The sequence below is a fragment of the Cyanobium sp. ATX-6F1 genome (assembly GCF_047395825.1).
Taxonomy (GTDB): Bacteria; Cyanobacteriota; Cyanobacteriia; order PCC-6307; family Cyanobiaceae; genus ATX-6F1.
On the sequence record NZ_JBCEBF010000001.1, the window covers coordinates 702,828 to 726,989 of the forward strand.

The following is a 24,162-nucleotide window of genomic DNA, read 5'->3' on the forward strand; positions in this document are numbered from 1 at the left end:
GGGAGACCGGAGCCCTTTGACCTCGTCTCCCACACGCACGGAACCGCCCACGGCCTCCGCCCCTGGGCTTCGCCTCAGCTCTGACGAACGGGTGCGCTGCTACCGGAGCGCGTTCGCCGATCTGATGGAGATGTGCGCCCCATCCGAGCTGGTCACCCACTATCTCGATCGCCACGAGGGCTGGTTTCGTCGCTGCGCGGCGCCGATGAAGGTGGCGCCGATCGGTGCCAACGGCTATGCCCTCACCCTGGGGCGCTTCGGCAACTTCGGCTTCGAGGTTGAGCCGAGCATCGGCCTGGAACTGCTGCCCCAGAGCGCCGGGGTGTACCGAATCGTCACGGTGCCCCTGGGGGCGGCCGGAGAAAGCGAGCCCAGCTCGCTCTACGACGTGGAGTTCAACGCCTCCCTGAGGCTGGTGGACTCGATCGACGCCCTCGGCGATGCTCCGCCGGGCCCCCTCACCCAGGTGCGCTGGGAGCTTGATCTGAGCGTCTGGATCAAGCTTCCCAGCCTGATCGGGCTGCTGCCGGAGCCTCTGGTGCAGAGCAGCGGTGACCACCTGCTCCGTCAGATCGTGCGTCAGATCTCCCGCAAGCTCACCTGGAAGGTGCAGGAAGATTTCCACGCCGCCCACGACCTGGAATGCCCCCCAGGCGCCGGGCGCAGTTCTAGGGCAGGGGCCCTAGGCCGGTGGGCTCAGGATTTTCCCGACGATCTGAAGCCCGGTGAAGGTCTGCCAGAGGAACAGGGTCAGGGCTGTCATGTTCAGCCCCACATGCACCTTTCGGGCGATCAGGTTGCCCTGCTGGATCTGTGGCACCAGCGCCACCGCCACGGTGATCAGCGCAGCGATCCCGAGGCCTGCGATCAGGTGCGGGGCGACGAACAGCTTGCCATTGTTGAGGTAGGTGACGGCCATGCCCCCGAAGCTGCCCAGCACCGTCAGCACCAGCACCAGGCTGCCCACCTTGAAATGACGCTGGGCGAACTTGCCCTTGATCAGTTCCTTGCGCTGTTCGGGCTCCGCCAGCCGGGTGCGCTTGGCCTTGATGCCCAGATACAACGCATAGAGCGAGAGGGCCCCCAGCACGGCCATCAAGAGCGGATGGACGAAATTCAGGGCAAAGGCGAGGGCGTCCGGCATGGGTGGTGGCGCAATCCAGCCGAAGCTAAACCGGCAGGCCCGTCCCGGGGCAAGCGCGAACGACGATCCCCTGCCTCCACGGAAGCGTGCTCAATGGAGAAAGTGGCGCCGCCCGGTGGTGACCATCGCCAGGCCCAGCTCATCGCAGGCGGCGATCGAATCGCCGTCGCGCACACTGCCCCCGGGCTGAATCACCGCCGCGATGCCGTGCTCCGCCGCCAGGCGCACCGTGTCATCGAAAGGGAAGAAGCCATCGCTGGCGAGCACCGCCCCTTGGGCCGCGCCGCCGGCCGCCTCCAGGGCGAGGCGGGCCGAGCCCACGCGGTTCATCTGACCGGCGCCGATGCCCAGGCTGCGGTTCGCTCGGGCCACGGCAATGGCATTGGAGCGCACATGGCGCACCAAGCGCCAGGCGAAACGGAGATCGTCGAACTCCTCGGCCGTGGGCGCCCGGCGGCTCACCACCTGCCAGAGCCGTTCATCGACAGGCCTGTCATCGGGTTGTTGCACCAGCACGCCCCCGAGCACGCTGCGCAGTTGCTGATCGGCGGCCCGGCCGATCGCCGCCGGGCTCAGTTCCAGCAGGCGCAGGTTGCCCTTGGCCGCCAGCCGCTGCCGGGCCTCCTGGGAGAAGGAGGGCGCCACCACGCACTCCAGGAACAGGCTGGCCAGATGGGCCGCCGCCGCCCCGTCCACCGGCGTGTTCAAGGCCACGATCCCCCCGAACGCCGAGACCCGATCAGCCTCCAGGGCCCGCTCCAGGGCCTCGGCGGTGCTGGCGCCGGTGGCCACGCCACAGGGGTTGGTGTGCTTGACCACCACCGCCGCCGGCCGCTCGGCCCCGGGGGCACCCGAGAGGGCGTCGCCGTAGCCGAACTCGCGCACGGTGGCGAGGGCGGCCTCCAGATCGATCAGGTTGTTGTAACTGAGCTCTTTGCCCTGGAGCTGCTCGGCGCCACCCCAACCGGCCCCAGGGGCCGAGAACCACTGGGCGCTCTGGTGGGGGTTTTCGCCGTAACGCAGGCTCTGGCGCAGGGGCAGGGCGAGCTTGAAGACAGCGCCGCTGGTGGTGTCCTCAAGCTCCGAGCGGTCCGATGGGGAGGCGGCCAACCGCTCCCCCATCCAGGCACTGATGGCGGTGTCGTAGCTGGCGGTGTGGCGGAAGGCCTCCAGGGCCAGTTGCGCCCGGTAGGCCCCATCCACGGCTCCGGCCGCCAGGGCGGCCAAAAACTGTCGTATTGGTCTGGGCTGGTGAGCACGGCCACATCGGTGTGGTTCTTGGCCGCCGCCCTCACCATCGCCGGCCCACCGATGTCGATGTTTTCGATCGCCATCTCCCAACTCACGGCTGGATCGGCCACCGTTTCCCGAAACGGATACAGATTCACCACCACCACGTCGATGGCCTCGATCCCCTGGGCGACCAGATCCGCCTGGTGGGAGGGGTCCTGGCGCTTGGCCAGGATGCCGCCGTGGATGCGCGGGTGCAGGGTCTTGACCCGCCCACCGAGGATTTCCGGTGCCCCGGTGTGCTCGGCCACGCGGGTGACCGGCAGGCCCGCGGCCTCCAGGGCCGCCGCCGTGCCACCGCTGGAGAGCAGCCGGAAGCCGTGGGTGTGATGGAGCGCTTGAGCCAGCGGCACCAGACCCTGCTTTTCCGACACACTCAGAAGGGCAGTGGGCGCCATCTCAATCGCTGAGGCTGCCGCCCCAACCTACGCAGCGAAGCTCAAGCGACCATGGCCGACGACCAACTCAGAGCCGGCCCCGTCGGGGCCAGCCACCGCCTGGTGCTGCTGCATGGCTGGGGGCTGATGCCGACGACCTGCTGGAGCTGGGGGAGCTGCTCGTCGATGGCGACACCGAAGTGGTGGCCCTGCAGGCGCCGGAGCCCCATCCGCTGGGGGTGGGCCGCCAGTGGTACGACCTGCAGCCGATCGACTGGACGAAACTGCCGGCGGCGCGGGTGAACCTGAGGGAGCGACTCAACACCCTGGGGGAGAGCGTGCCCCTGGGGCGCACCACCGTGCTGGGTTTTCCCAGGGAGCTGCCATGGGTCTGGATGTGGCCAGTGGCCTTCCCATCGCTGGACTGATCGCCTGCAGCGGCTACCCCCATCCGGACTGGCAACCACAGACGCCCCTGACGCGGGTGCTGCTCACCCACGGCACCGACGATCCGGTGGTTCCCTATGGGGCCAGTGAGGAAGTGGCCCGTCGACTGGAGGAAGCCAACGGCGACGTGGTGCTGCACGGCTTCGACGGCGGCCACACGATCGATCCAGCGCTGTTCCCTCTACTGAAAAGGTTCCTGAGGCAGAGCCGCTCAGCGACACAACCCCAGGAATGATCCCTGGCGGAATCGAGCGCGTTCAGACGAAGGCGTACTCGTACTCCTCCATCTCCTCCCAGTCGTCGGAGCCCATGGACTCCAGGCCAGCAAAGAGAGTTTCCTCACCGATGCGATCGACGATCACCCGCAGAGAGGGGAACAGGAAATGGTTCTCCTCGGCGTACTGAGCGCTGAACAGCCCCTTTTCGCCCCAGAAGAAGCGATCGGTGGTGTGCTCGTTGCGACGCACGTTGAGAATGGCGGGTGCCGCCAGAGTGGACTCGGCGATGTAACGACGAGCTGCCGTGACGGGCTTGTGCTCGCCGGTCTCGAGGTTGTGGGTCGGCACATGGGCCAGGACCCGTTGGCCGGCGAGACGACGACGACTGATCCGCTTGCGCTTCTTGGACATACAACCACTCCCGTTCAAGGGAGGCTTAAAAGGGACAGGGTGGGTGGACGCTGGGCGCACCACCACGGCAGAGGCCCCCCGATGGGGGAGGTCCGGCACGCCCATACATTCAGTCAGTCCGAGGGGGTCCGGAGAATCCGAGCCGTGACCCACTGACCTGGGGAGAGGTCAGTGGCGACAGAGAGGGGCGTCCGCCTCTGCTGTAACCTTGGCGCAAGCGAATCGCAACAAGGCGGTCACGACAGGAATCCGCGGTCCGCTTCCGGGCTGCGAAGTATTGGTCGATACTGCCACCCTAAGACTTTTTCCTGGATTTCCAACATCCGATCGGGAAATTCATTCGCCCTTCCGCGGCCGAGTCCCTGAATGCAGGTCTCCGAAAGGTTTCTTGCCCTGCTCCAGCAGCAGCTGGCCCAGTTCACGGACCGCCTGGACCTCCGTTCGCTGGTGGTCTACCTGGCCCTGCCCACTCCCGAGGGCAAGCCCGCGCTGGTGCCGGTGGGCTCCTGGCCCCTCGATGGAACCCCTCTGCCACCAGTTGAAAACGACACCGAGCTGCGCCTGCCGGATGCCCAGCGCCGCTGGCTGGCCCTGCGCCATGAACAGGTGCTGCTGGGGGCCCTGCGGGTGGAGACCAACCAGCTGCCCTGGTCCGAACCCCTGACCCAGCGCCTGCAGGCCACCGCCAACGGCCTCACCCTGGCCCTCTGCCTCGACCTGGAGCAGCAGCGCCTGCGTGATCAACTCCTGCGCCAGGACCAGCAGCTCCGCCTGCTGGTGCACCAGCTGCGCAATCCCCTGGCGGCCCTGCGCACCTTCGGTCAGTTGCTGCTGCGCCGGCTTGACGGTGATCAGGCCAACCGCCTGCTGGTGGAGGGCCTCTTGGCCGAAGAACAGCAGCTGAACCGCTACGTGGACGCGATCGATCGACTGGCGGGCCCGCTGCAGCTGGCTCCAGGGCCGGCGGAACCCCAACCGCTGCTGCTCCCCCTCGCTCACCAACGCGGGCGCGCGCGACCTGCAGGATCTGCTGAGCCCGCTGCTGCAACGGGCCGCGGCCACCGCGTCGCTCCAGGGGCGCCGCTGGCGTTCCAGCGATCCACTCCCCCCTGGCGCGGAGATGCCGGGGCCGTGGCCGAAATCCTGGCCAACCTGCTGGAGAACGCCTTCCGCTACAGCCCCCGGGGGCGGAGGTCGGCCTGCTGGCCCAACCCCTTGGGGCGGGCCTTCGACTCACGGTCTGGGATGGCGGCGCGGCGATCGAAGCGGGTGAACGGGAGGCGATCTTCGGCCGAGGCGTGCGGGGCGCCCGCGGCAACGGCAGCAGCGGCACCGGACTGGGGCTGGCCCTGGCACGGGATCTGGCCCGTTCCCTCGGCGGCGACCTGCAACTGGTGGTTCCGCCGGCGGCGCTGGATCCGGCCCTGCCGGCTGAGGGCAATGCCTTCACCCTGGAGCTGCCGGCGGCCACGGGGGCGCTCACGCCCAGCCCAGCACCACCAGCAGGGCCGTGAGGAGCAGGGCCAGGGAGGCACTCCATTCCACGCAGGCGCCATAGCTGTCGCCGCTGTGGCCCCCCAGCCGGCGCCCGAGACCCAGGGGCACCAGCAGCGCGGGGATTACGCCGCTCCAGAGCACCCAGGGCCAGGCGCCCATGGCCCCCAACCCGGCCCAGAAGCCCCACAGCACCAAGGTGGGCCTCAGCTCTCGCCCCAGCCCCCGCCAGTGGCGGCGATGGAACCCCGCCGTCCCCTCTGCTTCCGGGCGCAGGTAAGGGAACCACTCGATCGCCACCAGGGGGCGATCCGCCCCCACACCGACGCCGCCACCAGGGCCGCCGGCACGGCCGGTGGCGCCAGGGCCGCCAGGGTGACCAGGGCCGCGCTGCGGAGCAACAGCGCCTGCACCAGGGCCTGCACGCCTGCGGCCCCCACCCGGCTGTCCGCCATCGCCTCCAGGCAGCGCTCCCCCGCCCCGAGGCCATCGGCGGTGTCCATGGCCCCATCCATGTGCAGCCCCCGGTGAGCCAGAGCTCCAGGGCGATCACCAGGGCCACCTGGGCGGCCACGGGAATCCGGCCGTCACTCGCCCACCACAGCAACCCTTGAACGGCGCCGATCGCCAGGCCGATCCAGGGGGCGAAGCGGGCGATGCGCTCGAAGCGCGGCCGCGGCCAGGGGCCCAGGGGCAGAACGCTGTAAAAGACCCAGGCGCCGGCCAGATCCTCCAGCCAGCGGGGGGCAGGCCATGGCCGCTGCGGGGGCATGGCCTGCCACACGGAAGGCTCTGATCCTGCCGCGGCGCGGCCTAGGTTCGAAAGCTGCCCCCGCCTGCCTGCCTTGACCCGCCCGGCTGACGGGGCCGCCTTCGCCTTCGAGATCACGGCCCGTTGCCCCCGCACCCGGGCCCGCACCGGCCGCTTCCACACCCCCATGGCGTGGTGGGAACCCCTCGGTTCATGCCCGTCGGCACCGCCGCCACGGTGAAGGGCGTGACCGCCTCCCAGCTCGGCGCCACCGGCGCCCAGATGGTGCTGGCGAACACTTACCACCTGCACCTGCAGCCGGGCGAGCAGGTGGTGGAAGAGGCCGGCGGGCTGCACCGCTTCATGGGCTGGGAGGGCCCTTTGCTCACCGATTCAGGCGGCTTCCAGGTGTTCAGCCTCGGGGCGATCAATCGCATCGACGACCACGGCGTGGTGTTTCGCTCCCCCGGGACGGGGCCCGGATCACGCTCACACCAGAGCGCTCGATGGAGATCCAGATGGCCCTGGGCGCCGATGTGGCGATGGCCTTCGACCAGTGCCCCCTATCCAGCCAGCGAAAACGACGTGGCCGAAGCCTGCACGCGCACCCAGCGCTGGCTGGAGCGCTGCTGCGCCGTCCACAGCCGCGGCGACCAGGCCCTGTTCGGCATCGTGCAGGGGGGCGTCTTCCCCCATCTGCGCGAGCGCTCCCTGCGGGAGGTGGCGTCTTTCGACCTGCCGGGCCTGGCCGTCGGTGGGGTGAGCGTGGGCGAACCGGTGGAGGAGATGCACCGCATCGTGCGCCAACTGGGGCCCCTGCTGCCGGAGCGCAAGCCCCATTACCTGATGGGGGTGGGCAGCCTGCGGGAGATGGCGATCGCCGTCGCCCAGGGCATCGACCTGTTCGACTGCGTACTGCCCACCCGCCTCGGGCGCCACGGCACGGCCCTGGTGGGGGGCGAGCGCTTCAACCTGCGCAACGCCCGTTTCCGCCACGACCACACGCCCCTTGATCCGAGCTGCCCGTGCGTGGCCTGCCGCGGCCACAGCCGTGCCTACCTGCACCACCTGGTGCGCAGCGAGGAAATGCTGGGGCGCACCCTGCTCAGCCTGCACAACCTCACCCAGCTGATCCGCTTCACCGACGCCATGGCCCGGGCGATCGCCGAGGGGATCTTTTCGGAGGATTTCGCTCCCTGGGAACCGGCCTCTACGGCCGCACACACGTGGTAGCGTCCGATTTCAGACCTTGTTCACCTTCCGGGATGGTCGCTTTCAATCTGCATCTGCTGGCCCAGCTACCTGAGGCCTATCAGGCCTTCGGTCCCCTGGTCGACATCCTGCCGATCATCCCCCTGTTCTTCCTGCTGCTCGCCTTCGTGTGGCAGGCCTCGGTGGGCTTCCGCTGAGCCAGCTATTGGGAGGCGTCGGTGGCTTCAGCCTCGACCCTCAACCTCCTCTGAGCACGGCCCAGGCGAAGGCTGGCAGCGAAAGCATCCGTCGCCAGCGGGTGGGTTCCTTCAGCAACCGGTAGAGCCATTCGATGTGCAGAGCTCCCATCCAGGCGGGGGCTCTTTTTTATGACCAGACCAGACATCAAAGCTGCCGCCGACCCCCATCCACAGGCCGGGCTGACCCTGATGCAGCCTCTGGACCCAGAGTTCCTGACGGGGCACCCCAAGGGCCGCCAGCACCAGGTCGGGCCGGGCTGCCAACAGCTCCCGCTCCAGGGCGGGCCAGGCTTCCTCGGGCTGGTAGCCATGGAGCGCAGCGGTCAGTCGCAACGACGGCCAGCGCTCCAGCAGCTGCCGTTTCAAGGCCGCCATCACCTCGGGACTGGCCCCCACCAGGGCCACGGACCAGCCCACCTCAGCGGCATGGACGAGCAGGGCGTGGGCCAGCTCGATGCCCGGGCTGCGCCGCACCCTGAGGCCCTGACGCCCCAGGGCCCAGACCACCCCCGCCCCATCGGGAATCACCAGCTGGGCCGCCGCGATCGCCTGCCCCAGGGGGCGATCCGCCCGGGCGGCCATGGTCATCTCCGCGTTCAGGGTCACGAGCTGACCGCCACCGTGGGCGTGCAGGGCGATCGCCGCCGCCCGCACATCCGGGCAGACATCCACGGGCACGCCCAGCACGTGGGCCCGCTCCCCCAGCTCAGGCAACCGCTCGGTCGTCATCGATGCCATCAGGGCCAGGGCTGCAGGTGAGAATCTATGGCTGGATCAGCGTTCGTCCCCGCCGCCGACGCCGCACCCGCCCCTTCGGATGACCCTCTCCAGCACCGACCTCGCCAGCGACCACAGCGCCGGCGCCCTCCCCCAGGCCTGCGCCGCGGCCGAGCCGCCCAACGCCCCGATGCGGCTCAGTGACGCCGAGGCGCGCCGCATCCTGGGCCAGCTGGACGAGCAGATCGAGGCTGTGGTGCTGAGGCGTCAGCACCCGATCACCGGCCTGCTGCCCGCCAGCACGGCCCACACGGTTCACGGCAACTACGGCGATGCCTGGGTGCGTGACTGCGTCTACTCGATCCAGTGCGTCTGGGGGCTGGCCCTGGCGCACCGCCGCCTGGGGCAGGATCCCACCCGGGTGTTCGAGCTGGAGCAGCGGGTGCTGCAGCTGATGCGCGGGCTGCTGAACGCGATGCTGCGCCAGGCCCCGAAGCTGGAGCGCTTCAAGCACAGCCTGGCGCCCCTCGATGCCATCCACGCCAAGTTCGACACCGCCACGGGCAATCCGGTGGTGGCTGACGACGGCTGGGGCCATCTGCAGCTGGACGCCACCGGACTGTTTCTGCTGCAGATCGCCCAGCTGACCCGCGCCGGCCTGGTGGTGGTGCAGACCAGCCATGAGCGTGACTTTCTCCAGAACCTCGTCTACTACGTGGCCCGGGCCTACCGGGTGGCGGATTACGGCATCTGGGAGCGGGGCGACAAGGGCAACCACGGCCTGCCCGAGCGCAACGCCAGCTCGATCGGCCTGGTCAAGGCGGCCCTCGAGTCGCTCGACGGGCTCGATCTCTACGGGCCCCACGGGGACGGCCGCAGCCGCCTGCACATTCCCCACGACGCGATCGTGCGCTTGCGCCGCGCCCTCCAGGGGTTGCTGCCGCGCGAATCGGCCAGCAAGGAGGTGGACAGCGCCTGCCTGTCGGTGATCGGCTACCCCGCCTGGGCGGTGGAGGATCCGCGCCTGATCCAGCGCACGCGCACCAAGATCCGCGAGGTTCTCGGCGGCACCTACGGCTACAAGCGCTTCCCCGCGACGGCCACCAGACGGTGGTGGAAGACCACGCCAGGCTCCACTACGAACGGGAGGAGCTGGCGGCCTTCACCGCGATCGAATGCGAATGGCCCCTGTTCTTCGCCTATGAGCTGGTGACGGCCTGCTGCGAGGAGCGCTGGCAGGAGGCCTGGCAGTGGCGCCAGCGCCTCGAGGCCGTGAGCGTGGTGGTGGAGGGGTGCCGCTGCTGCCGGAGCTCTACCTGGTGCCCGAAGCGGCGATCGAGATCGAGCGGGCCATGCCGGGCAGCCAGCACCGGGTGGCCAACCCCAATGTGCCCCTGCTCTGGACCCAGAGCCTCACCTGGCTCGGCGATCTGATGCTCAACGGGCTGCTGCTTCCCGCCGATCTCGACCCCTGCGGCCGCCGCCATGGCCGGGCCCTCGGCGCTGAAAAGGTGCTCGTGGGCCTGGTGCCCGCCAACGCGTCGATCGCCGCAAGCCTCAGCGAGGCTGGCCTGCCGGTCACGGAGCCCACGGCCGCAACAGGCTCTGGCCGCCCGCGGGTGGCCAGCTCGAAGGAGCTCTCCGAGCGCATGGCCAACGTGGGCCGCAATCCCCGCCTGGGGTTGAGCGGCCACCCGCCGGTACGCATGGAGGCCATGGCCACGGGGAGGCTGTACACCCATGGCGGCCGCACCCTGGCCTTCCTGCCGGCGGTGCTGGAGGAAGGCACCTTCTACCTGGCCGATGATCCGGAACAGCTCGCCGACACCGTCGGCAGCGAGCTGCGCCACTTGCAACGGCACTGGCGCGGCGGCGGCGTGCCACTGCTCTTGATCCCGGTGGCCGAAGGGCCCTTCCAGCGCAACCCCGAAGCCTTCCTGCGTCTTGGGGAGAACCTCCGCAGTGGCCTGCTCGAATCGGTTCCCGTACAGCTGACCAGCCTCGATGCGGTGCTCGATCAGTTGGGCTGTGTGGCCTTGCCGCCCGAGGCGCTTCCGAAGTCGGCACCGATCGAAGACGTCGATCCGCTGCTGCGGGCCAGCACCAGCCGGCAGCCGCTCACCGCCCGGCAGGAACTGGAGCTTGAACTGGAGGCCGTCGCTGTGGCCGACCTGGCCCAGCGGTTGTGGCAGAGCACCTCACTGCCTGAGCAGGCGGAGCTGCTCGAGCAACTGGTGCGCCGGCTGGGGCCCCATGCGATCCTGCAGAGCCCTTCCAGCAGGGGGCCGGTGAAGCTGCTGGCCCTCGTGGAGACGATCTACCACCGGGCCCTGGCCGAGGCCGAGTGGAGCGTGGTGCGGCGCTGCGCCGGCGTGATGGGGTTGGTTCATCCCCAGTTGGAGGATGCGCTCACCGATCTGCTCGTGCGCCAGAAGCAGGTGGTGGTGGGGCGCAACTACACCCACGACTCTTTGATCAGCCAACCCCAGGGCAGCCTGGCGATCGCGGCGATGATCGAGCGCTTCAGCGGCGAGGACGGCCGCGAATGCATGCTCCAGCAGGAACTGCTGCTGGCCCTCGATGGCCTGGCCCGGTTGGAGCCGGCCCTGCTCAGCGGCAGCCTCACCCTGCAGCTGGGTCAGCTGCTGCTGCTGCTCACCGGCGAACTGGCCAGCGAGCGCGACCTGCCCGCCGATGACGCCTTCGAGGCCCTCTGCGACCTGCCCCCACGCGATCCGGCGCCGGCTGCGGGCGGTGCTGGCCGACGCCGACCACGCCAAGGCGGCCCTGCAACGCAAGGAGCAGCTGCACGTCAGCGGGCGCGTGCGCTGGGAGGTGCCTGACCCCCTGGAGGATCTCCCCAGCGGCGGCAACTGGCTGCAGCACCGGCAGCGGCTGGGGGCGTTGCAGCGGGTCCCGGGCGAGTTCTACGCCGGCATCTGGAACCTGCTGCACCACTGCCAGGGGGTGGTGATCGGCGACAAGCTGGAGCGGCGCAACCGCCTGGATGGCGATCTGGTTGCGGAGATGACGGCCGGGGAACGCAACTTCGCCTCCCTTGTGGAGCACCTGCTCAGCAAGATCGAGGCCCCCGAGTACCGGCAGCTCTGCACCGAAACGCTGCTCTCCCTGATCGCCTTCATCGAGGCCAACCCCCGGGTGGAGTTCGCCGATTACCTGGCGCTGGATGTGGTGATCGGCCACGCCGTTCGCGTGGGCTGGCAACAGAAGCACACCTACCAGAACGCCTCCAGCTATCCGCTGCACAAGGCGGAAGCCTGGGAGCACTTCTATGGAGCCTCACCGGCGGATTGCCGGCGTTGGCAGATCCTGGCCCTGAAGGAACTCACCCAGCTCAGCTGAAGGCTGGTCTGGAGGCGCCCCCAGCCCGGCGGCCTCAGATCGGGTGCTTCAGGGCCATGCACTGGGCGGGGTGCTCCACCGCCTGCTCGATCAGGTCGGCCAGCTGCAGGGCTCTCGAGGCCTGCAGCCCGTCCACCGCCGGGGTTTCGCGGCCACGGACGCACTGGAGGAAGTGCTCGAGTTCGGCGTAGAGGGGCTCGATCGAGGTGGTGATCACCTCTTCGATGAAGCCATCATTGCGGTAGAGGAGCTCGCCGTGGTCGGCGGAGATCGACTGGCGGGCCCGGCGGTGGATGCGCAGGCTGCGGTTGAGGAAATCCGTTTCCACCAGGCTGTCGCGGCAGTGCGCGCTGAGGCTGCGGATCTTGCGGTGGGCCATCTTGCTGGCGGTGAGGCTCGCCACCACTCCGTTGGCGAAACCCAGGGTGGCGTTGACGTAATCGATCGGCCCCTCGGCGCTGCAGCCGCCGGCGGCCGCCAGGCGCACCACAGGGGCCCCGGCCAGCTCCAACACCAGATCGATGTCGTGGATCATCAGGTCGAGCACCACCGACACATCGTTCGCCCGGTCGGGGTTGGGGCTGTGGCGGCGGGCCTCCAGCACCACCACATCCTCATTGGCCACCACCTTGAGCAACTCGCGGAAGGCGGGGTTGAAGCGCTCGATGTGGCCCACCTGCAGCAGCCGGCCAGCGGATTCGGCGGCTTGGATCAACTCGGCGGCCTCCTCCTGGCTGGCGGCGATCGGCTTTTCGATCAGCACATGCACTCCAGCCTTGAGGCAAGCCATGCCCACCCCGTGGTGCAGGAGGGTCGGCACGGCGATGCAGACCGCCTCCACCTGGCCGAGCAGCTCATGGTAATCGGCCACCCAGCGGCAATCGAACTGCTCCACCGCCAGCTGACCCCGTTCGGCGTCGGGGTCGGCCACCGCCACCAGCTCGGCGTCGCGCAGCAGGCTGAGCACCCGGGCATGGTGCCAGCCCATGTTGCCGATACCGATGACGCCCACTTTCACCGGGGTCATGGCATCGGTCATTGCGTCACTGTCCACCGGACACCCATTGGGGGAATTATCAACGATCAGCTTCCCTCCCGTACCGATCGTTCACTGGAGCGGTCCTGAGGGCGCTCATCGGGGCCGTCGTTGCTGGGGCGCCGGACGATCTGCACCCGGTCGATGCGGGGGCCATCCATGGCCATGATCTCAAAACCGTGGCCCTGCCAGCGCAGGCTTTCGCCGGCGGCGGGAATGTGCTGCAGGCACTCGAGCAGGAAGCCCGCCAGGGTGTGGTGGCCATCGGCCTCGGGCAGGTGCAGCCCCAGCTGACGGTTGAGTTCGAAGATCTCCAGGTCACCCGCCACCAGCCAGGTGTCGTCCTGGAGTTGCTGCAGATCGTTCTGGTCCGCTTGTGGGTCTTCCTCCTCCCCCACGATCTCGCTGGTGAGGTCGGCCACGGTCACAAGACCCTCCGTGCCGCCATGCTCATCAACCACCACCAGCAGGGGCTGGCCGCCGCGGATCACCGGCAGCAGCTCCGCCAGGGGGTGATCTCCTGCACCCGCAGCACCGGTGTGACGTAGGGGGCCAGGGGGTGTCGCCCTGGAGTTCGCCCCGGGCCATCGGTTCCGCCAGGCGGCGCAGATCCAGCAGGCCACGCACATCGTCGAGGGACTGGCCGATCACCGGAAAGCGGGCGTGGTGGGTGGCATGGACTACCTCCATCATCTGGGCAAAGCGCACCCCGATCGGCAGGGTGACCATGCCGGAGCGGGGCACCATCACTTCACGCACCGGGGTGTCCCGCAGGGAGAAAAGTCCTTCGAGGATGTTGCGCTCATCCGGCATCAAGCCGGTGACGCTGTTCGATTCGATCAGCGTCTCCAGCTCGCCCGCTGAGAGCACCGGCACCAGCTGGTCCCAGTTGCGCGGTAGCCCCAGCAGGTGCAGCAGCCCGTCGCCGAGGCGCTCCAGCACGCTCAGCAGCGGTGCCAGGGTGCGGGTGGTGGATTCCAGCAGGGGGCCAGGAGCAGGGCCGAGGATTCCGGCCGGTGCAGCACCCAGGCCTTGGGCAACAGCCCCCACCAGGGTCGCCAGCACCACCAGCACCACGAACACCAGCAGATCGATCCAGGGCCGGGTGACGGTGGGATCCAGCCGCACCGCCACACCGCGGCCGGCCCAACCCAGGGCCACCAGGGCAAGGGCCGCGCCCAGCTGGGTGGCCACCAGGGCCCGGCGCAAGCGCTTCTGCAGCCGTGCCACCGCCTCCGCCCCGGGGCGGCCGTCGGCCTGCAACAGCTTCACCCTGCTGGGCCGCAGACGGATCAGGGCGAATTCCCCGGCGGCGAAGAAGGCCAGCAGCACCAGAAGACCGGCCAGGGCGAGGTAGCGCATGGGCAACAGCAGGAGCCCGATGAACGGGCGATTCAGGCGAATCCGGTCGACGCGACCCTAGGGACCCAGAAGGAACCTTGCCCGGGGCGCTGGTCGCCGCTCAGCCGGGGCAGGCCGCCGTGCGCCGCGGCCGCAGCACCCCCAGCAGGGAGCGCTGGGCGGGGTTGAAGTTGTCATCGGTGACCAGAAGCAGGGGCGGACCCTCCCCCGGGCCGCCGCGATCGGCTCCCCAGGGCGAACCGCCCCGGCGGGCCCCACCGCCAGGGCCTCCCAGTTTTCCGGAGCCAGGCCGGTGGCGATCAGGTCCCAACTGATCAGGGGCTCAAGGGCTGGGGCGTCCGCGGCTGGATCAACTCCCGCTGCCGTTGATGGTTCGGGAAGGGGATAGAGGGCCAGCAGGGCTCCCCAACCATCCGGGGGCAGGTAGCTGCGCCAGAGCCCCAGCAGCTGCCGCTGGCGGGGCAGGGCGAGCAGTTCGGTGAGGCCCCAGACACCGGGCTGCTTTGGCCTCGCCAGCGGGGGCAGGGCGATGAACGCCCCGGGGCCCTGGAGCGAGGGCGAGAAGCGCAGCAACCGCACCCGGTCAGGGGGTCCTGGCGCAGGTGGGCTTCGGCGGCCAGCAGCAGATCGCCGGTGGCGGTGCCGCTCGCACCGGGCAGCCAGGTGAGGGCCTCCGGGCCGCGGTTGGATTCCAGCCCCTGCCCCGGCCGGCTCTGCCAGGGCTCCGGCAGCTCCACCGCCCGCTGCAGCAGGCCCGTGGCGGAATCGAAACGCAGCAATTGAGCCGGCCGTTCGGCGCTGCGGCGGCCCTCACTGGAGATCCAGAGTTCTCCGGGGGCACGCGCCAGACCCTCCCCATCGATCCGAGCAGGTAAGGGCGCGTAGGGGCTGCCCGAGAGGGCCAGGGGATCGCTCGCCAGGACAGGTGCTTGGCGAAGCCCCCCGGATCAAGCGCCACCAGCTGCCCCCGGGGCGCGTCACTGAGCAGCCACAACAGGCCGGTGAGCTGATCAAAGCTGACGGCCGAGAAGCCCCCAGGGGACGGCCATCGGCCGCTTGCCGGGGAGGTCGAGCTGGGCCTGCAGATGCCAGCCCGCCTCCAGAGGGCAGGGCAGCGGCAGCTCGATCACGGATGGGCCCCGACGGGGGAACGCATGCCGAGTACGCCCATTCGAGCCGAGGGGATGGGGGTCCCGGGGATCGAACCCGGCTTAGGCGAATTATGAGTTCGCTGCATTCACCAGATTGCTAGACCCCCCGCTGCGGTCTCACCAGAGACCGCGAACGGGCGTGTAGGTGGTGAGCGGCTGACGCGGGACGGGGAAGGACTGCACCGACATCCCGCAGCCCGCCTGAGACAGACCGGAGCAGAAGCCGTTACCCACGTCGGCGGTGCGCCAGGGGATCGGGCTGCTCTGCTCCTCCAGCAAGGCCTGGTAGGTGTTGTCGAGCGCCGAGCCATCCCAGACGATCGTCTGATCGGGGAAACCGAAGGCAACGATCTTGCCGCCATCCCGGCCAGGGGCAGAGATTCCGAGCACATCGGTGATCTGGCCGGTCAGGCTCACGCCCCGGGCGAAGGGTGCGGTGTAGCTGTAGAAGCGGCGCTCCACCAGCTCAGAGGTGGTCTGCACCACGCCGCAGCGGGTGACCTCGACGGTGGAGGCGGGGAAGGCTCCGCTGACCCCGCGCCCCGGCAGCGGCGCTTCGATCGTGGTGTTGCAGATCACTGGGCCGGCCTGGGCCGCAGGCGGGCTCAGCAGCGCCGCGGCCACCAGCGCAGGACCGAGGCCCAGCAGGGCGCTCCAAAAGAGACCGCCAGTGGGGCTCAGGCGGGGATGACGGGGCGCGCGGGCCATGGAGACACTCCTGGATCTAGGCGCAAACTAGACAACTTGGCCGCGCTGTGCCAGGTCCTGTTACCGCCCATGGCTTCTTCGACCGCCCGAACCCTGCCCACCACCCCCCGAACGACGCGCCGCCCTGCTGGCGTTGCTGGCCCGCCGGGCCTATCGCCACGGCCAGTTCACCCTCGCCTCCGGCCGCAGCAGCCACCACTACGTGAACTGCAAACCGGTGAGCCTCAGTGGTTTTGGCCTCGCCCTGCTCTCCGCCGAACTGCTGGAGCGGGTGGAGCCGGAGGCGGTGGCGGTGGCGGGGCTGACCCTCGGGGCCGACCCCCTGGTGAGCGGCGTCGCCCAGGCCGCTGCCCTCTCGGGCCGAGCGCTGGATGCCCTGATCGTGCGCAAGGAGGCCAAGGGCCACGGCACCGGCGCCTGGCTGGAGGGGCCCTTGCCCGAAGCCGGCAGCCGCCTCACGGTGCTCGAAGATGTGGTCACCAGCGGCGGCTCCTCCCTCAAGGCGGTTCGTCAGCTTCGAGATGCCGGCTACCGGGTGGAGCGGGTGGTGACGATCGTCGATCGCCAGGAGGGCGGCGAGGCGGCCATGGCCGCCGAAGGGCTGGAACTGGTGAGCCTTTTTCTGCTCGAGGAGGTGGCCGCCACGGCCGCCCAACAACCGTGAGCGCCACCACCTCCCCCTGGGCCTGGCAGCCCGCCCGGCCCAGCCGCCTGGTGGAGTCCGTCAGCCTGATACGCCTGGAGGGCCCAGATAGCCTGCGGGTGCTGCACGGCCAGACGAGCCAGGCGATCGAGGGGGCCCGGGCCGGCCAGCTGCTGGCCACCTGCATCATCGGTCCCACCGCCCGCCTGCGGGGCCTGGCGGAGGTGCTGGTGGACAGGGGCGGGGCATGGTTGGTGGTGACGGCCGGGGAGGGGGCCCTGGTGCACCAGGCCCTCGATCGGGTGCTGTTCCCCGCTGACCAGGTGACGCTGGGGGCGGTGGAAACGGCCACGCTGATCACTCCCCTGGGGCCAGCGCCGGCCGATCCCCTGCCCGCCGCGGCCCCGGGCCACTGGGAACCACTGGGCGATGAGGGTCCGCAGGGCTGGCTGCTGGGGAAGCGGTTGCTCTGGAGAGACGGCCCCGCGCTGCCGGCCCCCTGGGGGGCCCTCTCAGAGCTCGACCCCGTTGAACAGGAGCTGTGGCGGCTGCGCCAGGGCTTCCCCGCCGCCCCCGGTGAACTGAATGACGACACCAACCCCTTCGAGCTGGGGCTGGCCGATCGGGTCAGCCTCAGCAAGGGTTGCTACGTGGGCCAGGAGACCCTGGCCAAACTGAGCACCTACGACGGCGTCAAGCAACAGCTCCGTCGCTTCGTCTCTGCCCCGGGAGCCCCGAGAGCCGCCCTGGCAGCGGGCAGCGTCCTGGTCACGGCGGCGGGGGAGCGGGCCGGCAAGGTCAGCTCCTGCCTGGAGCTCACGGCCAGCTCAGCCGGAACGCGCCAGGTGGTCGGCCTGGCTCTGGTGCGCCGTCAGGCCCTGGCCGAACCGGTGCTCTGGGCGGGTGGAGCGGCGGGCACGGGCTGGGCCCTGGAGCTCTCGTTGCCCGAGGCCTTCGTGGCTCCGCCGCTGGGGGCCGGCCGGCCGAAGCTCTGAGCAGCGCCCGGCGCAGCACCGTCAGCTCCTGCTGTCCTGCTCCAGCAACCACTGGGCCACACGCCAGGTGGCCAGGCCGTCGTCGTGGTTGTAGCGGAAGATCCGGCGCAGCAGGTGATGGCTGCCCCGGGGGGCGCTGGCCGTTCCCGAGCGCCATTGCCGCCACCAGAGCAGGCAGCGGGCCCCATCCACCCCCTTCTGACTCCACTGGAACCCAAGCCAGCCGGCCACCGCCTTGAGCCCATAGCTGTTCACCGGCAGCAGCCAATGGCGCTTCAGCCGCTGGTGCAGATCCAGGCAGCGGGCCCGCAGGGCCTCCAGCTCGGCGTCCGTGGCGCCCTGGCGCTGGGCCAGGCGCACCAGGGCCAGCGATTCGGTCTCGCCGTAATGGAGCACCGGCCAGCCGGGGTAGCGCGCCAGCAGGCGCTGGAGGCGCAGCCAGAGGCGCGCCTCGCCGTGTTCGTAGAGCGCCATCAGCGGGTGGTAGGGGGCGGCGTCGGCATCACCCCAGCCATCCGATCCCCGCTCCAGGCGCAGAAAGCCGTGCAGAAAATCATCGCGGGCATCGGGATCCGATTCGATGTCGTAGATCAGCACCCCCGGCGCCGACTCCAGCTCCGGCAGGGCGGGACCGGCCCCCAGGCGCTGCGGCACCCCGAGCGCTGCACCCGGGCCTGGGCGACCAGCTGGGCCGCCACCTCCCGGTGCTGTTCCCCGTGCACCTCAAGGGCGTCCGCCAGCTGCTCGGGATCGGCCGCCGCCAGGTCGGCGAGCCTCGGCAGCCCCAGCTCGATCAGCAGCTCCCGGCGCTTGGCGCCGATGCCGCTCACCTCGCTGAGGTGCCCCTCCGCCGCCGCCTCGCGCCCGCAGAAGCCCCGCCAACTGCAGAGGGTGCATTTCTTGCGGTCGGTGGTCAGCGGCGGCATGGGCCCGGCGCCGAGCTCCTCGCCCATGCGCAGCAGCTGCCCGTCCAGCTGGCGCTCCAGGGCTGGGGTCAGGGCCAGCCGTTCCTGCTCCAGCGCGCCACCGGAAACCGCGACCACCAGAGCGTGGTCCACGGGACCCTGCTGGGTGCGGGCCAGAAGCCGGCCCGAGAAACTCATCGCGAGCCGATGCTCGCGGGTGAGGCGGCGGCCCTGGCGGGCGAGCACGGGCCGGTAGGCCCAGCCCCCCCAGCGGCTGTGCCCCTCCACCCGCTGCAGCAGGGGCGGATGGGCCTCCAGCTCCAGACCCCCGGGTCCGGGGCCGCGCAGGCGCAGGCCCACCACCGCCTCGGCCCCCTCCGCGCAGGCCCCTGGGCCATGGCGGGGGCGCCTGGGCACCAGGGCCGCAAAGCTGCGGTACTGATCCTCCAGTTGCAGGCTGCGGTGGGCCGTCCAGAGCCGCTCGGAGGCCTCCCCGTGCAGGTCAAGCCAGGCGCGGCGACGGCAACGCAACCAACTACGCAACAGACGATCGGTGATCGGTAACCGATCGTTCGGCGTAGTTGGCCCCATCGGGGCACGCTACGGCGGCCGGTGGCCTGCCACCAGGCCGGCACGACGACGCCCCCAAGTGCCGCCTCCGGCTGCTACGGCTAGGCCAGCGCGTCCGCACCGATGGCCTCTGCCCCCTGCCCCTGGTTCCCAGCCCGATCGCCTTCGGCACCGATGGCTGGCGGGGCATCCTCGGGGTGGACATCACCATCGAACGCCTGCTGAGCGTGGCCGCCGCCGCCGCCCGGGAGCTGGAGCATTCCGCCCCCGAAGGTCTGCGCAGCCGCGAGGTGGTGATCGGCTACGACCGTCGCTTCATGGCGCCGGAGTTCGCCGCCGCCATCGCCGCGGCCGTGCGCGGCGCCGATCTGGAACCCGTGCTCACCGACACCCCGGTGCCCACCCCCGCCTGCAGCTGGGCGGTGGTGGAACGCGCCGCCCTCGGGGCGCTCGTGATCACCGCCAGCCACAACCCGCCCGAATGGCTCGGGCTGAAGATCAAGGGCCACTTCGGCGGCTCGGTGGAGGGCGACTTCACCGCCCGGGTGGAGCGGCGTCTGGCGGCGGGGGGATCACGGTGCCGATCGAGGGCGACACCCCCTGATCGATGGTTGGGGCGGCTACCTCGATGGCCTGCGCCGCCAGGTGGACACCGCCGCCCTGGCCTCAGGCCTGGCTGAATTGGGCCTGAAGGTGATCGTCGATCCGATGCACGGCTCAGCCGCCGGCGGCCTCGGAGCCCTGCTGGGCGAGGGGATCAGCGAGATCCGCTCAGCGCGGGATCCCCTGTTCGGCGGCCACCCCCCGAACCCCTGGCCCCCTACCTCAACGAGCTGATCGCCCGGGTGAACGCCAGCACCGCCGCCGGCCAACCGGCAGTGGGGATCGTCTTCGATGGCGATGGCGACCGCATCGCCGCCATCGACGAACACGGCCGCTACTGCAGCACCCAACTGCTGATGCCGCTGCTGATCGACCACCTGGCCGGGGCCAGGGGCCTTCCGGGAAAGGTGATCAAGACCGTGAGCGGCTCGGATCTGATGGCGGCCGTGGCCGAAGACCTGGGTCGCGAGGTGATCGAGAAGCCCGTGGGCTTCAAGTACATCGCCAGCGAAATGCTCGCCGGCGAGGTGCTGATCGGCGGCGAGGAGTCCGGTGGGGTGGGCTTCGGCCTCCATCTGCCCGAGCGCGATGCCCTGCTCGTGGCCCTGCTGCTGCTGGAGGCCCTGGTGGAGGGCGGCCTGCCCCTGGGGGCCCGCCTCAATGCCCTCCAACAACGTTGCGGAGGCGCCAGCGCCTACGACCGCCTCGACCTGCGCCTCAAGGACATGGCCAGCCGAGCGCGGCTGGAGCGGCAGCTGGCGGAAGCGCCCCCGCTGAGGTGGCCGGCGCCCCCGTGCGCGAGGTGATCCGCACCGATGGCGTCAAGTTGCGGCTCGGGCCGAGCCACTGGCTGATGCTGCGCTTCTCCGGCACCGAACCGCTGCTGCGGCTCTACTGCGAAGCGCCCAGCGAGGAGCGGGTGGCCCAGGTGCTGGCCTGGGCGCGCGCCCTGGCGGAGCAGGCGTGAGCGCCGTCCACGGGTTCGAGGGCGGCCCCAGGGTGCTGGTGATCGCCAGCGGCAACGCCGGCAAGCTGCGGGAGTTCACGGCCCTGCTCTCCGGCCTCAACCTGGAACTGCTGCCCCAGCCGGCGGGCCTGGAGGTGGAGGAAACCGGCGACAGCTTCGCCGCCAATGCCCGGCTCAAGGCCGAAGCGGTGGCCCGGGCCACGGGCCACTGGGCCCTGGCCGACGACTCCGGCCTCAGCGTGGGGGCCCTCGGCGGCGCACCCGGCCTCCACTCGGCCCGCTACGCCGCCAGCGACTCCGAGCGCATCGCACGTCTGCTGCGGGAGCTGGACGCCGCCGGCAGCCCCGAAACTCCTGCCGACCGCAGGGCCCAGTTCACGGCCGCCCTGGCGCTGGCGGACCCCAGCGGCCAGACGGTGCTGGAGGTGGAGGGGATCTGTCCGGGGGAGATCCTCGAGGCGCCCAGAGGCGTGGGCGGCTTCGGCTACGACCCGATCTTCTGGGTTCCCGAGGCGGCCCAGACCTTCGCCGAGATGGACCCGGAGCTCAAACGGCGCCTGGGCCACCGCGGCCGGGCCCTCGAAGCGCTCCTGCCCCGGCTGCGGCCCCTCCTGGACGGATCGCCGCTGGGCTGAACCGCTCAGCCGGGGGGCGCCTCGCCGAAGGGCTGGGCAGGCCAGGGGGCACGGTGCTGCCGTTGCCGTTGCGCATGGCGTGGTAGCCGGGGAGAGGATTTCCACGCCAGCGGCCGCAAACTGGTCCTGGATCGCGCCGAGCAGATCGGAGAGGCTGCGGCGGTAGGTCTCCACATCGGCTACGTAGGCGTTGAGCTCGTAGCTGATGTGGAAGTCGTTAAGGGAGGTCTGCAGCACAAAGGGGGAACCTCCTGGCTGATGCCGGCGGTGGCGGCGGCGGCGGCGAGCATCAACTGGTGCACCTGGCGCCAGGGCACGTCGTAGCCGATGGTGACCGTGGTGGCGATCACCACAGGCTCATCGATCTCCCGCCGGGCCAGGCTGTAGTTGACGATCGAGGCACCGAGCACGGTGGCGTTGGGGATGCTCACCACTTCGTTACGGGGGTGCGCAGGCGGGTCACCAGCAGGGCGCTGTCGTGAACGATGCCGACGGTACCGTTGATGCTGACCCGGTCCCCCTCCTGGTAGGCGCGGGTGTAGGTGAGCATCAGCCCGCCGATCAGGTTGGCGGCCACGGCGCTGGAGCCCAGGGCCGCCAGCACCCCCACGAACAAGCCCGCCCCCTGGAAGGCCTTGCTGTTGGCACCAGGGATGTAGGGGTAGGCCAGCACCGCCCCCAACAACAGGATGCCGATCCCCACCAGCCGGGCCGTGGGCCGCGCCCACTCGGGATAGAACCAGCGCAGGCGCAGGTTCCCCAGCTCCACCGCCTTGAACCAGGCGTTGCTGGCGCGCATCAACAGCACACTGAGCCCCAGGATCACCGCCACGGAGATCAGGTCGGGAATGGCCCGAACCAACGAAGCGAAACCGCCCACCACCAGGGCCCTGATCTGGCCGGTCAGGGTCTGGGAGAGGGCCTGGGTGGGCGGGAAGAGCCCCAGGAACAGGGGGATCGAGAGGTAACTGACCAGCAGCAGCACGGCGCCATGGACGATCCGGCGCAGGGGGTCGAGCAGGCCGCGGAGCTGGTCGGCGGTGAGCCATTGATTGCCGCCCACGTGAAGCCCCTGAAGGCGACGGTTCGCCGGATCAGCGATCCAGCGCTTGAGCCTCCGGTTGAGAGCGATCTGACCCCGCAGCCAGAGGATGTAAAGCCCCAGGGCCAGCAGGGCCAGGGCCGTGCCCCGGATCCAGTCCTGGCGGCGGTGGGTGCGGCGGTAGCGCTCGATCGCCCCCGAATCTGCCCCAGATAACGCTCGGCAAGCTGCTGGCGGCTGAGGCCGAAACGGGCCGCGTTGCGATCGTCGACCGCGATCTGGGGATCGAACTCCCCGTTTCGCAGCAGGCCGATGCTGGTGTACGGGGGATCCTCGCGGATCACGAGCTGCGCCGGATCGACGCTGTAGTCGGCGGCCAGGGCCGCCAGCCGGCGGTTGCCCCGACGGGCCATTTCCACCGGGGTCTGGACCCCGACCGCAGCACGGATCTCCAGCACCCGCCGCCCCTCGAGCTCGACAAAGCCCGCCGGCGGCCCCACCGCCGCCGCCGGATTCCCGGGGGCGGCCCCTCCCAGAGCTGTCGGCAGCGCCGCCACCACCGCCACCGCCAGGGCCGCAGCCAGCAGCGCAGCCAGGAGCTGGCGCAGTCTTCGCCCCCAACCAAAGCGACGGGAGTGGCTCACGCGGGCGCGACGAAGGGTTGCACGGAACCTATCTTCTCGAGGCCCCCCAGGCTCGTCTGCCCTTGGGCATCGTTTCTCTTCCCATGCGCGGCAACCTGGGGATCAGGGCGTTGTTCATGGCCGTCCTGCTCCTGCTCACCATGGGCCCGCCCGTCTCCGCCGCCCCCTCCCCGCGGGGGGCGACCCCCTGCCCTCCTGGCGGGAGGGCCCGGTCAAACGCCGGCTGCTGGCCTTCGTGGCCGCCGTCAGCACCCAAGGCAGCCGCGACTACGTGCCAGCGGCGGAGCGCCTGGCGGTGTTCGACAACGACGGCACCCTCTGGGGCGAGCAGCCGATGTATGTGCAGCTCGCCTTCGCCCTCGATCGGGCCCGAACGCTTGTGGCCCAGCGGCCGGAGCTGGCGGCCAACCCCGTGGTCGCCGCGGCGGCGGCCGGCGATGTCAAGGCGGTGATGGCCCAGGGCACCCAGGGGTTGCTGGAGCTGGTGGCCCTCACCCATGGCGGGATGAGCACGGAGACCTTCGCCCGGATCGTGCGCGACTGGTTCCGCAGCGCCTGCCATCCTGGCCTTCACCGGCCCTACAGCAGCCTCACCTTCGCGCCGATGGGTGAACTGTTGGAGCTGCTGCGCTCGCGGGGGTTCCTCACCGTGATCGTGTCCGGCGGCGGCAGCGATTTCCTGCGGGTGGTCACCGAGGAGCTCTACGGCGTGCCACCGGAGCAGGTGATCGGCTCCACCGTGCGCACCACCTATGCCGTCGAGGGAGCGTGCCGGTGCTGCTGCGGCACCCCGAGGTGGCCTTCATCGATGACGGGGCCGGCAAGCCGGTGGGCATCCACACCGCCCTGGGCCGGCGGCCGATCGCCGCCTTCGGCAACTCCGACGGTGATTTCGAGATGCTCGAGTGGACCACCGCCGGCCCGGGCGCCCGCCTGGGCCTGATCCTTCACCACGACGACGCCGAACGGGAGTTCGCCTACGACCGGAACTCCCCCTTCGGCCGACTGGATCGGGCCCTGGCCGCGGCCCCGCAGCGGGGCTGGACGGTGGTGAGCATGCGCAACGACTGGGAGCGGGTGTACCGGCTCAGCGCGAGCCCCTGCTCCCCGTGAGGGTGGCGCTGGGCAAGAAGGCGCGCAGGCGGTTGCCTGAAAAAATCATGAATTGTTGACCGCTCCTTAACCGATCACTGGCAGAGTCCAACGGCGCACACCCCCTGACCCGCTCCCCTTGGTCC

20 protein-coding genes, 1 tRNA gene and 9 pseudogenes are annotated in these 24,162 nt (G+C 70.3%); 15 read left to right on the plus strand and 15 right to left on the minus strand.

The window, feature by feature from the left end; genetic code table 11:
* Positions 1 to 16: 16 nt before the first annotated feature.
* Positions 17 to 672, plus strand: a pseudogene (locus tag AAF143_RS04380) (DUF1997 domain-containing protein).
* A 10-nt stretch (positions 673 to 682) separates the two neighbouring features.
* On the opposite strand, the gene AAF143_RS04385 reads toward AAF143_RS04380, so the two are convergent.
* Positions 683 to 1,144 carry a DUF4079 domain-containing protein gene (locus AAF143_RS04385; protein ID WP_255008344.1) on the minus strand — a complete coding sequence of 154 codons (462 nt, stop codon included), beginning with the start codon at positions 1,142 to 1,144 and terminating at the stop codon, positions 683 to 685.
* Positions 1,145 to 1,234: 90 nt separating this feature from the next.
* A pseudogene (purH, locus tag AAF143_RS04390) lies at positions 1,235 to 2,832 on the minus strand (bifunctional phosphoribosylaminoimidazolecarboxamide formyltransferase/IMP cyclohydrolase).
* Positions 2,833 to 3,014: 182 nt separating this feature from the next.
* Between purH and AAF143_RS04395 the strand changes: the two are divergent.
* Positions 3,015 to 3,239, plus strand: a complete 225-nt coding sequence (locus AAF143_RS04395) for a hypothetical protein (protein ID WP_414026545.1) — start codon at positions 3,015 to 3,017, stop codon at positions 3,237 to 3,239.
* On the plus strand, positions 3,209 to 3,493 hold the full coding sequence (locus AAF143_RS04400) for an alpha/beta hydrolase (RefSeq protein WP_414026546.1): 285 nt from the start codon (positions 3,209 to 3,211) through the stop codon (positions 3,491 to 3,493). The genes AAF143_RS04395 and AAF143_RS04400 overlap by 31 nt, the downstream gene beginning before the upstream one ends.
* 22 nt (positions 3,494 to 3,515) lie before the next feature.
* On the opposite strand, the gene AAF143_RS04405 is transcribed toward AAF143_RS04400, so the two are convergent.
* Entirely contained in the window at positions 3,516 to 3,887 is a 372-nt protein-coding gene (locus tag AAF143_RS04405) for a DUF3155 domain-containing protein (protein ID WP_255008347.1), read from the minus strand.
* A gap of 366 nt (positions 3,888 to 4,253) precedes the next feature.
* Here AAF143_RS04405 and AAF143_RS04410 point away from each other — a divergent pair.
* Together AAF143_RS04410 and AAF143_RS04415 are read left to right on the plus strand one after the other, a co-directional pair.
* A pseudogene (locus AAF143_RS04410) lies at positions 4,254 to 4,754 on the plus strand (sensor histidine kinase); the annotation flags it as partial.
* Between the two features lie 392 nt (positions 4,755 to 5,146).
* Complete coding sequence (locus AAF143_RS04415; protein ID WP_414026889.1) at positions 5,147 to 5,401, plus strand: ATP-binding protein; 255 nt, start codon at positions 5,147 to 5,149, stop codon at positions 5,399 to 5,401.
* Here AAF143_RS04415 and AAF143_RS04420 read toward each other — a convergent pair.
* Positions 5,367 to 6,153 (minus strand): annotated as a pseudogene (locus tag AAF143_RS04420) (adenosylcobinamide-GDP ribazoletransferase). The gene AAF143_RS04415 and the pseudogene AAF143_RS04420 sit on opposite strands and share 35 nt — an antisense overlap.
* 73 nt (positions 6,154 to 6,226) lie before the next feature.
* On the opposite strand from AAF143_RS04420, the gene AAF143_RS04425 reads away from it, so the two are divergent.
* The 3 genes from AAF143_RS04425 to AAF143_RS04435 are packed head-to-tail and all read left to right on the plus strand — an operon-like array spanning position 6,227 to position 7,541.
* A complete protein-coding gene (locus tag AAF143_RS04425) occupies positions 6,227 to 6,373 on the plus strand; it encodes a hypothetical protein (protein WP_414026547.1) in 147 nt (48 codons plus the stop codon).
* Entirely contained in the window at positions 6,346 to 7,365 is a 1,020-nt protein-coding gene (gene tgt, locus AAF143_RS04430; protein WP_414026548.1) for a tRNA guanosine(34) transglycosylase Tgt, read from the plus strand. Before AAF143_RS04425 ends, tgt begins: the two co-directional genes overlap by 28 nt.
* Before the next feature lie 32 nt (positions 7,366 to 7,397).
* The gene (locus AAF143_RS04435; RefSeq protein WP_254939269.1) at positions 7,398 to 7,541 is read left to right on the plus strand and encodes a photosystem II reaction center protein K; all 144 of its coding nucleotides are present in this window, start codon (positions 7,398 to 7,400) and stop codon (positions 7,539 to 7,541) included.
* 40 nt (positions 7,542 to 7,581) lie between these two features.
* On the opposite strand, the pseudogene AAF143_RS04440 reads toward AAF143_RS04435, so the two are convergent.
* Positions 7,582 to 8,090: pseudogene (locus tag AAF143_RS04440) on the minus strand (WecB/TagA/CpsF family glycosyltransferase).
* Between the two features lie 400 nt (positions 8,091 to 8,490).
* Here AAF143_RS04440 and AAF143_RS04445 point away from each other — a divergent pair.
* Positions 8,491 to 11,663: pseudogene (locus tag AAF143_RS04445) on the plus strand (glycoside hydrolase family 15 protein).
* Between the two features lie 34 nt (positions 11,664 to 11,697).
* On the opposite strand, the gene AAF143_RS04450 reads toward AAF143_RS04445, so the two are convergent.
* The 6 genes and pseudogenes from AAF143_RS04450 to AAF143_RS04475 form a co-directional block, all read right to left on the minus strand.
* Positions 11,698 to 12,690, minus strand: coding sequence for a Gfo/Idh/MocA family protein (locus AAF143_RS04450; protein WP_255008355.1), 993 nt, complete (start codon positions 12,688 to 12,690; stop codon positions 11,698 to 11,700).
* Between the two features lie 56 nt (positions 12,691 to 12,746).
* Positions 12,747 to 13,190 carry a transporter associated domain-containing protein gene (locus AAF143_RS04455; protein ID WP_414026549.1) on the minus strand — a complete coding sequence of 148 codons (444 nt, stop codon included), beginning with the start codon at positions 13,188 to 13,190 and terminating at the stop codon, positions 12,747 to 12,749.
* Positions 13,153 to 14,061 carry a CNNM domain-containing protein gene (locus AAF143_RS04460; protein ID WP_414026550.1) on the minus strand — a complete coding sequence of 303 codons (909 nt, stop codon included), beginning with the start codon at positions 14,059 to 14,061 and terminating at the stop codon, positions 13,153 to 13,155. The genes AAF143_RS04455 and AAF143_RS04460 overlap by 38 nt, the downstream gene beginning before the upstream one ends.
* 57 nt (positions 14,062 to 14,118) lie before the next feature.
* Positions 14,119 to 14,981: pseudogene (locus AAF143_RS04465) on the minus strand (esterase-like activity of phytase family protein).
* Between the two features lie 265 nt (positions 14,982 to 15,246).
* Positions 15,247 to 15,319, minus strand: a tRNA-Ile gene (locus AAF143_RS04470).
* Between the two features lie 10 nt (positions 15,320 to 15,329).
* Complete coding sequence (locus tag AAF143_RS04475; RefSeq protein ID WP_255008362.1) at positions 15,330 to 15,920, minus strand: Occludin/ELL family protein; 591 nt, start codon at positions 15,918 to 15,920, stop codon at positions 15,330 to 15,332.
* Between the two features lie 133 nt (positions 15,921 to 16,053).
* Between AAF143_RS04475 and pyrE the strand changes: the two genes are divergently transcribed.
* Together pyrE and AAF143_RS04485 are read left to right on the plus strand one after the other, a co-directional pair.
* Positions 16,054 to 16,584, plus strand: coding sequence for an orotate phosphoribosyltransferase (pyrE, locus tag AAF143_RS04480; RefSeq protein WP_414026551.1), 531 nt, complete (start codon positions 16,054 to 16,056; stop codon positions 16,582 to 16,584).
* The gene (locus tag AAF143_RS04485; protein WP_255008364.1) at positions 16,581 to 17,558 is read left to right on the plus strand and encodes a folate-binding protein; all 978 of its coding nucleotides are present in this window, start codon (positions 16,581 to 16,583) and stop codon (positions 17,556 to 17,558) included. The genes pyrE and AAF143_RS04485 overlap by 4 nt, the downstream gene beginning before the upstream one ends.
* 21 nt (positions 17,559 to 17,579) lie before the next feature.
* Here the strand turns inward: AAF143_RS04485 and AAF143_RS04490 are convergent.
* Positions 17,580 to 19,054 (minus strand): annotated as a pseudogene (locus AAF143_RS04490) (TM0106 family RecB-like putative nuclease).
* 71 nt (positions 19,055 to 19,125) lie between these two features.
* On the opposite strand from AAF143_RS04490, the pseudogene AAF143_RS04495 reads away from it, so the two are divergent.
* Both AAF143_RS04495 and rdgB read left to right on the plus strand, forming a co-directional pair.
* Positions 19,126 to 20,603 (plus strand): annotated as a pseudogene (locus AAF143_RS04495) (phosphoglucomutase/phosphomannomutase family protein).
* Positions 20,600 to 21,238 (plus strand): RdgB/HAM1 family non-canonical purine NTP pyrophosphatase, encoded by a 639-nt coding sequence (gene rdgB, locus AAF143_RS04500; RefSeq protein WP_255008370.1) that lies wholly within the window; start codon positions 20,600 to 20,602, stop codon positions 21,236 to 21,238. The pseudogene AAF143_RS04495 and the gene rdgB overlap by 4 nt, the downstream one beginning before the upstream one ends.
* Before the next feature lie 179 nt (positions 21,239 to 21,417).
* Here the strand turns inward: rdgB and AAF143_RS04505 are convergent, their stop codons facing one another.
* From AAF143_RS04505 to AAF143_RS04515, 3 genes are read right to left on the minus strand one after another with little or no spacing between them, the layout of a single operon-like run.
* A complete protein-coding gene (locus AAF143_RS04505) occupies positions 21,418 to 21,669 on the minus strand; it encodes a hypothetical protein (RefSeq protein WP_414026552.1) in 252 nt (83 codons plus the stop codon).
* A complete protein-coding gene (locus AAF143_RS04510) occupies positions 21,666 to 22,223 on the minus strand; it encodes a mechanosensitive ion channel domain-containing protein (RefSeq protein WP_414026553.1) in 558 nt (185 codons plus the stop codon). The genes AAF143_RS04505 and AAF143_RS04510 overlap by 4 nt, the downstream gene beginning before the upstream one ends.
* Positions 22,142 to 22,924 (minus strand): hypothetical protein, encoded by a 783-nt coding sequence (locus AAF143_RS04515; protein ID WP_414026554.1) that lies wholly within the window; start codon positions 22,922 to 22,924, stop codon positions 22,142 to 22,144. The genes AAF143_RS04510 and AAF143_RS04515 overlap by 82 nt, the downstream gene beginning before the upstream one ends.
* A gap of 235 nt (positions 22,925 to 23,159) precedes the next feature.
* On the opposite strand from AAF143_RS04515, the gene AAF143_RS04520 reads away from it, so the two are divergent.
* Complete coding sequence (locus tag AAF143_RS04520) at positions 23,160 to 23,867, plus strand: haloacid dehalogenase-like hydrolase (RefSeq protein ID WP_414026555.1); 708 nt, start codon at positions 23,160 to 23,162, stop codon at positions 23,865 to 23,867.
* Positions 23,822 to 24,037, plus strand: coding sequence for a hypothetical protein (locus tag AAF143_RS04525; RefSeq protein ID WP_414026556.1), 216 nt, complete (start codon positions 23,822 to 23,824; stop codon positions 24,035 to 24,037). Before AAF143_RS04520 ends, AAF143_RS04525 begins: the two co-directional genes overlap by 46 nt.
* The last annotated feature ends 125 nt before the right edge of the window (positions 24,038 to 24,162 follow it).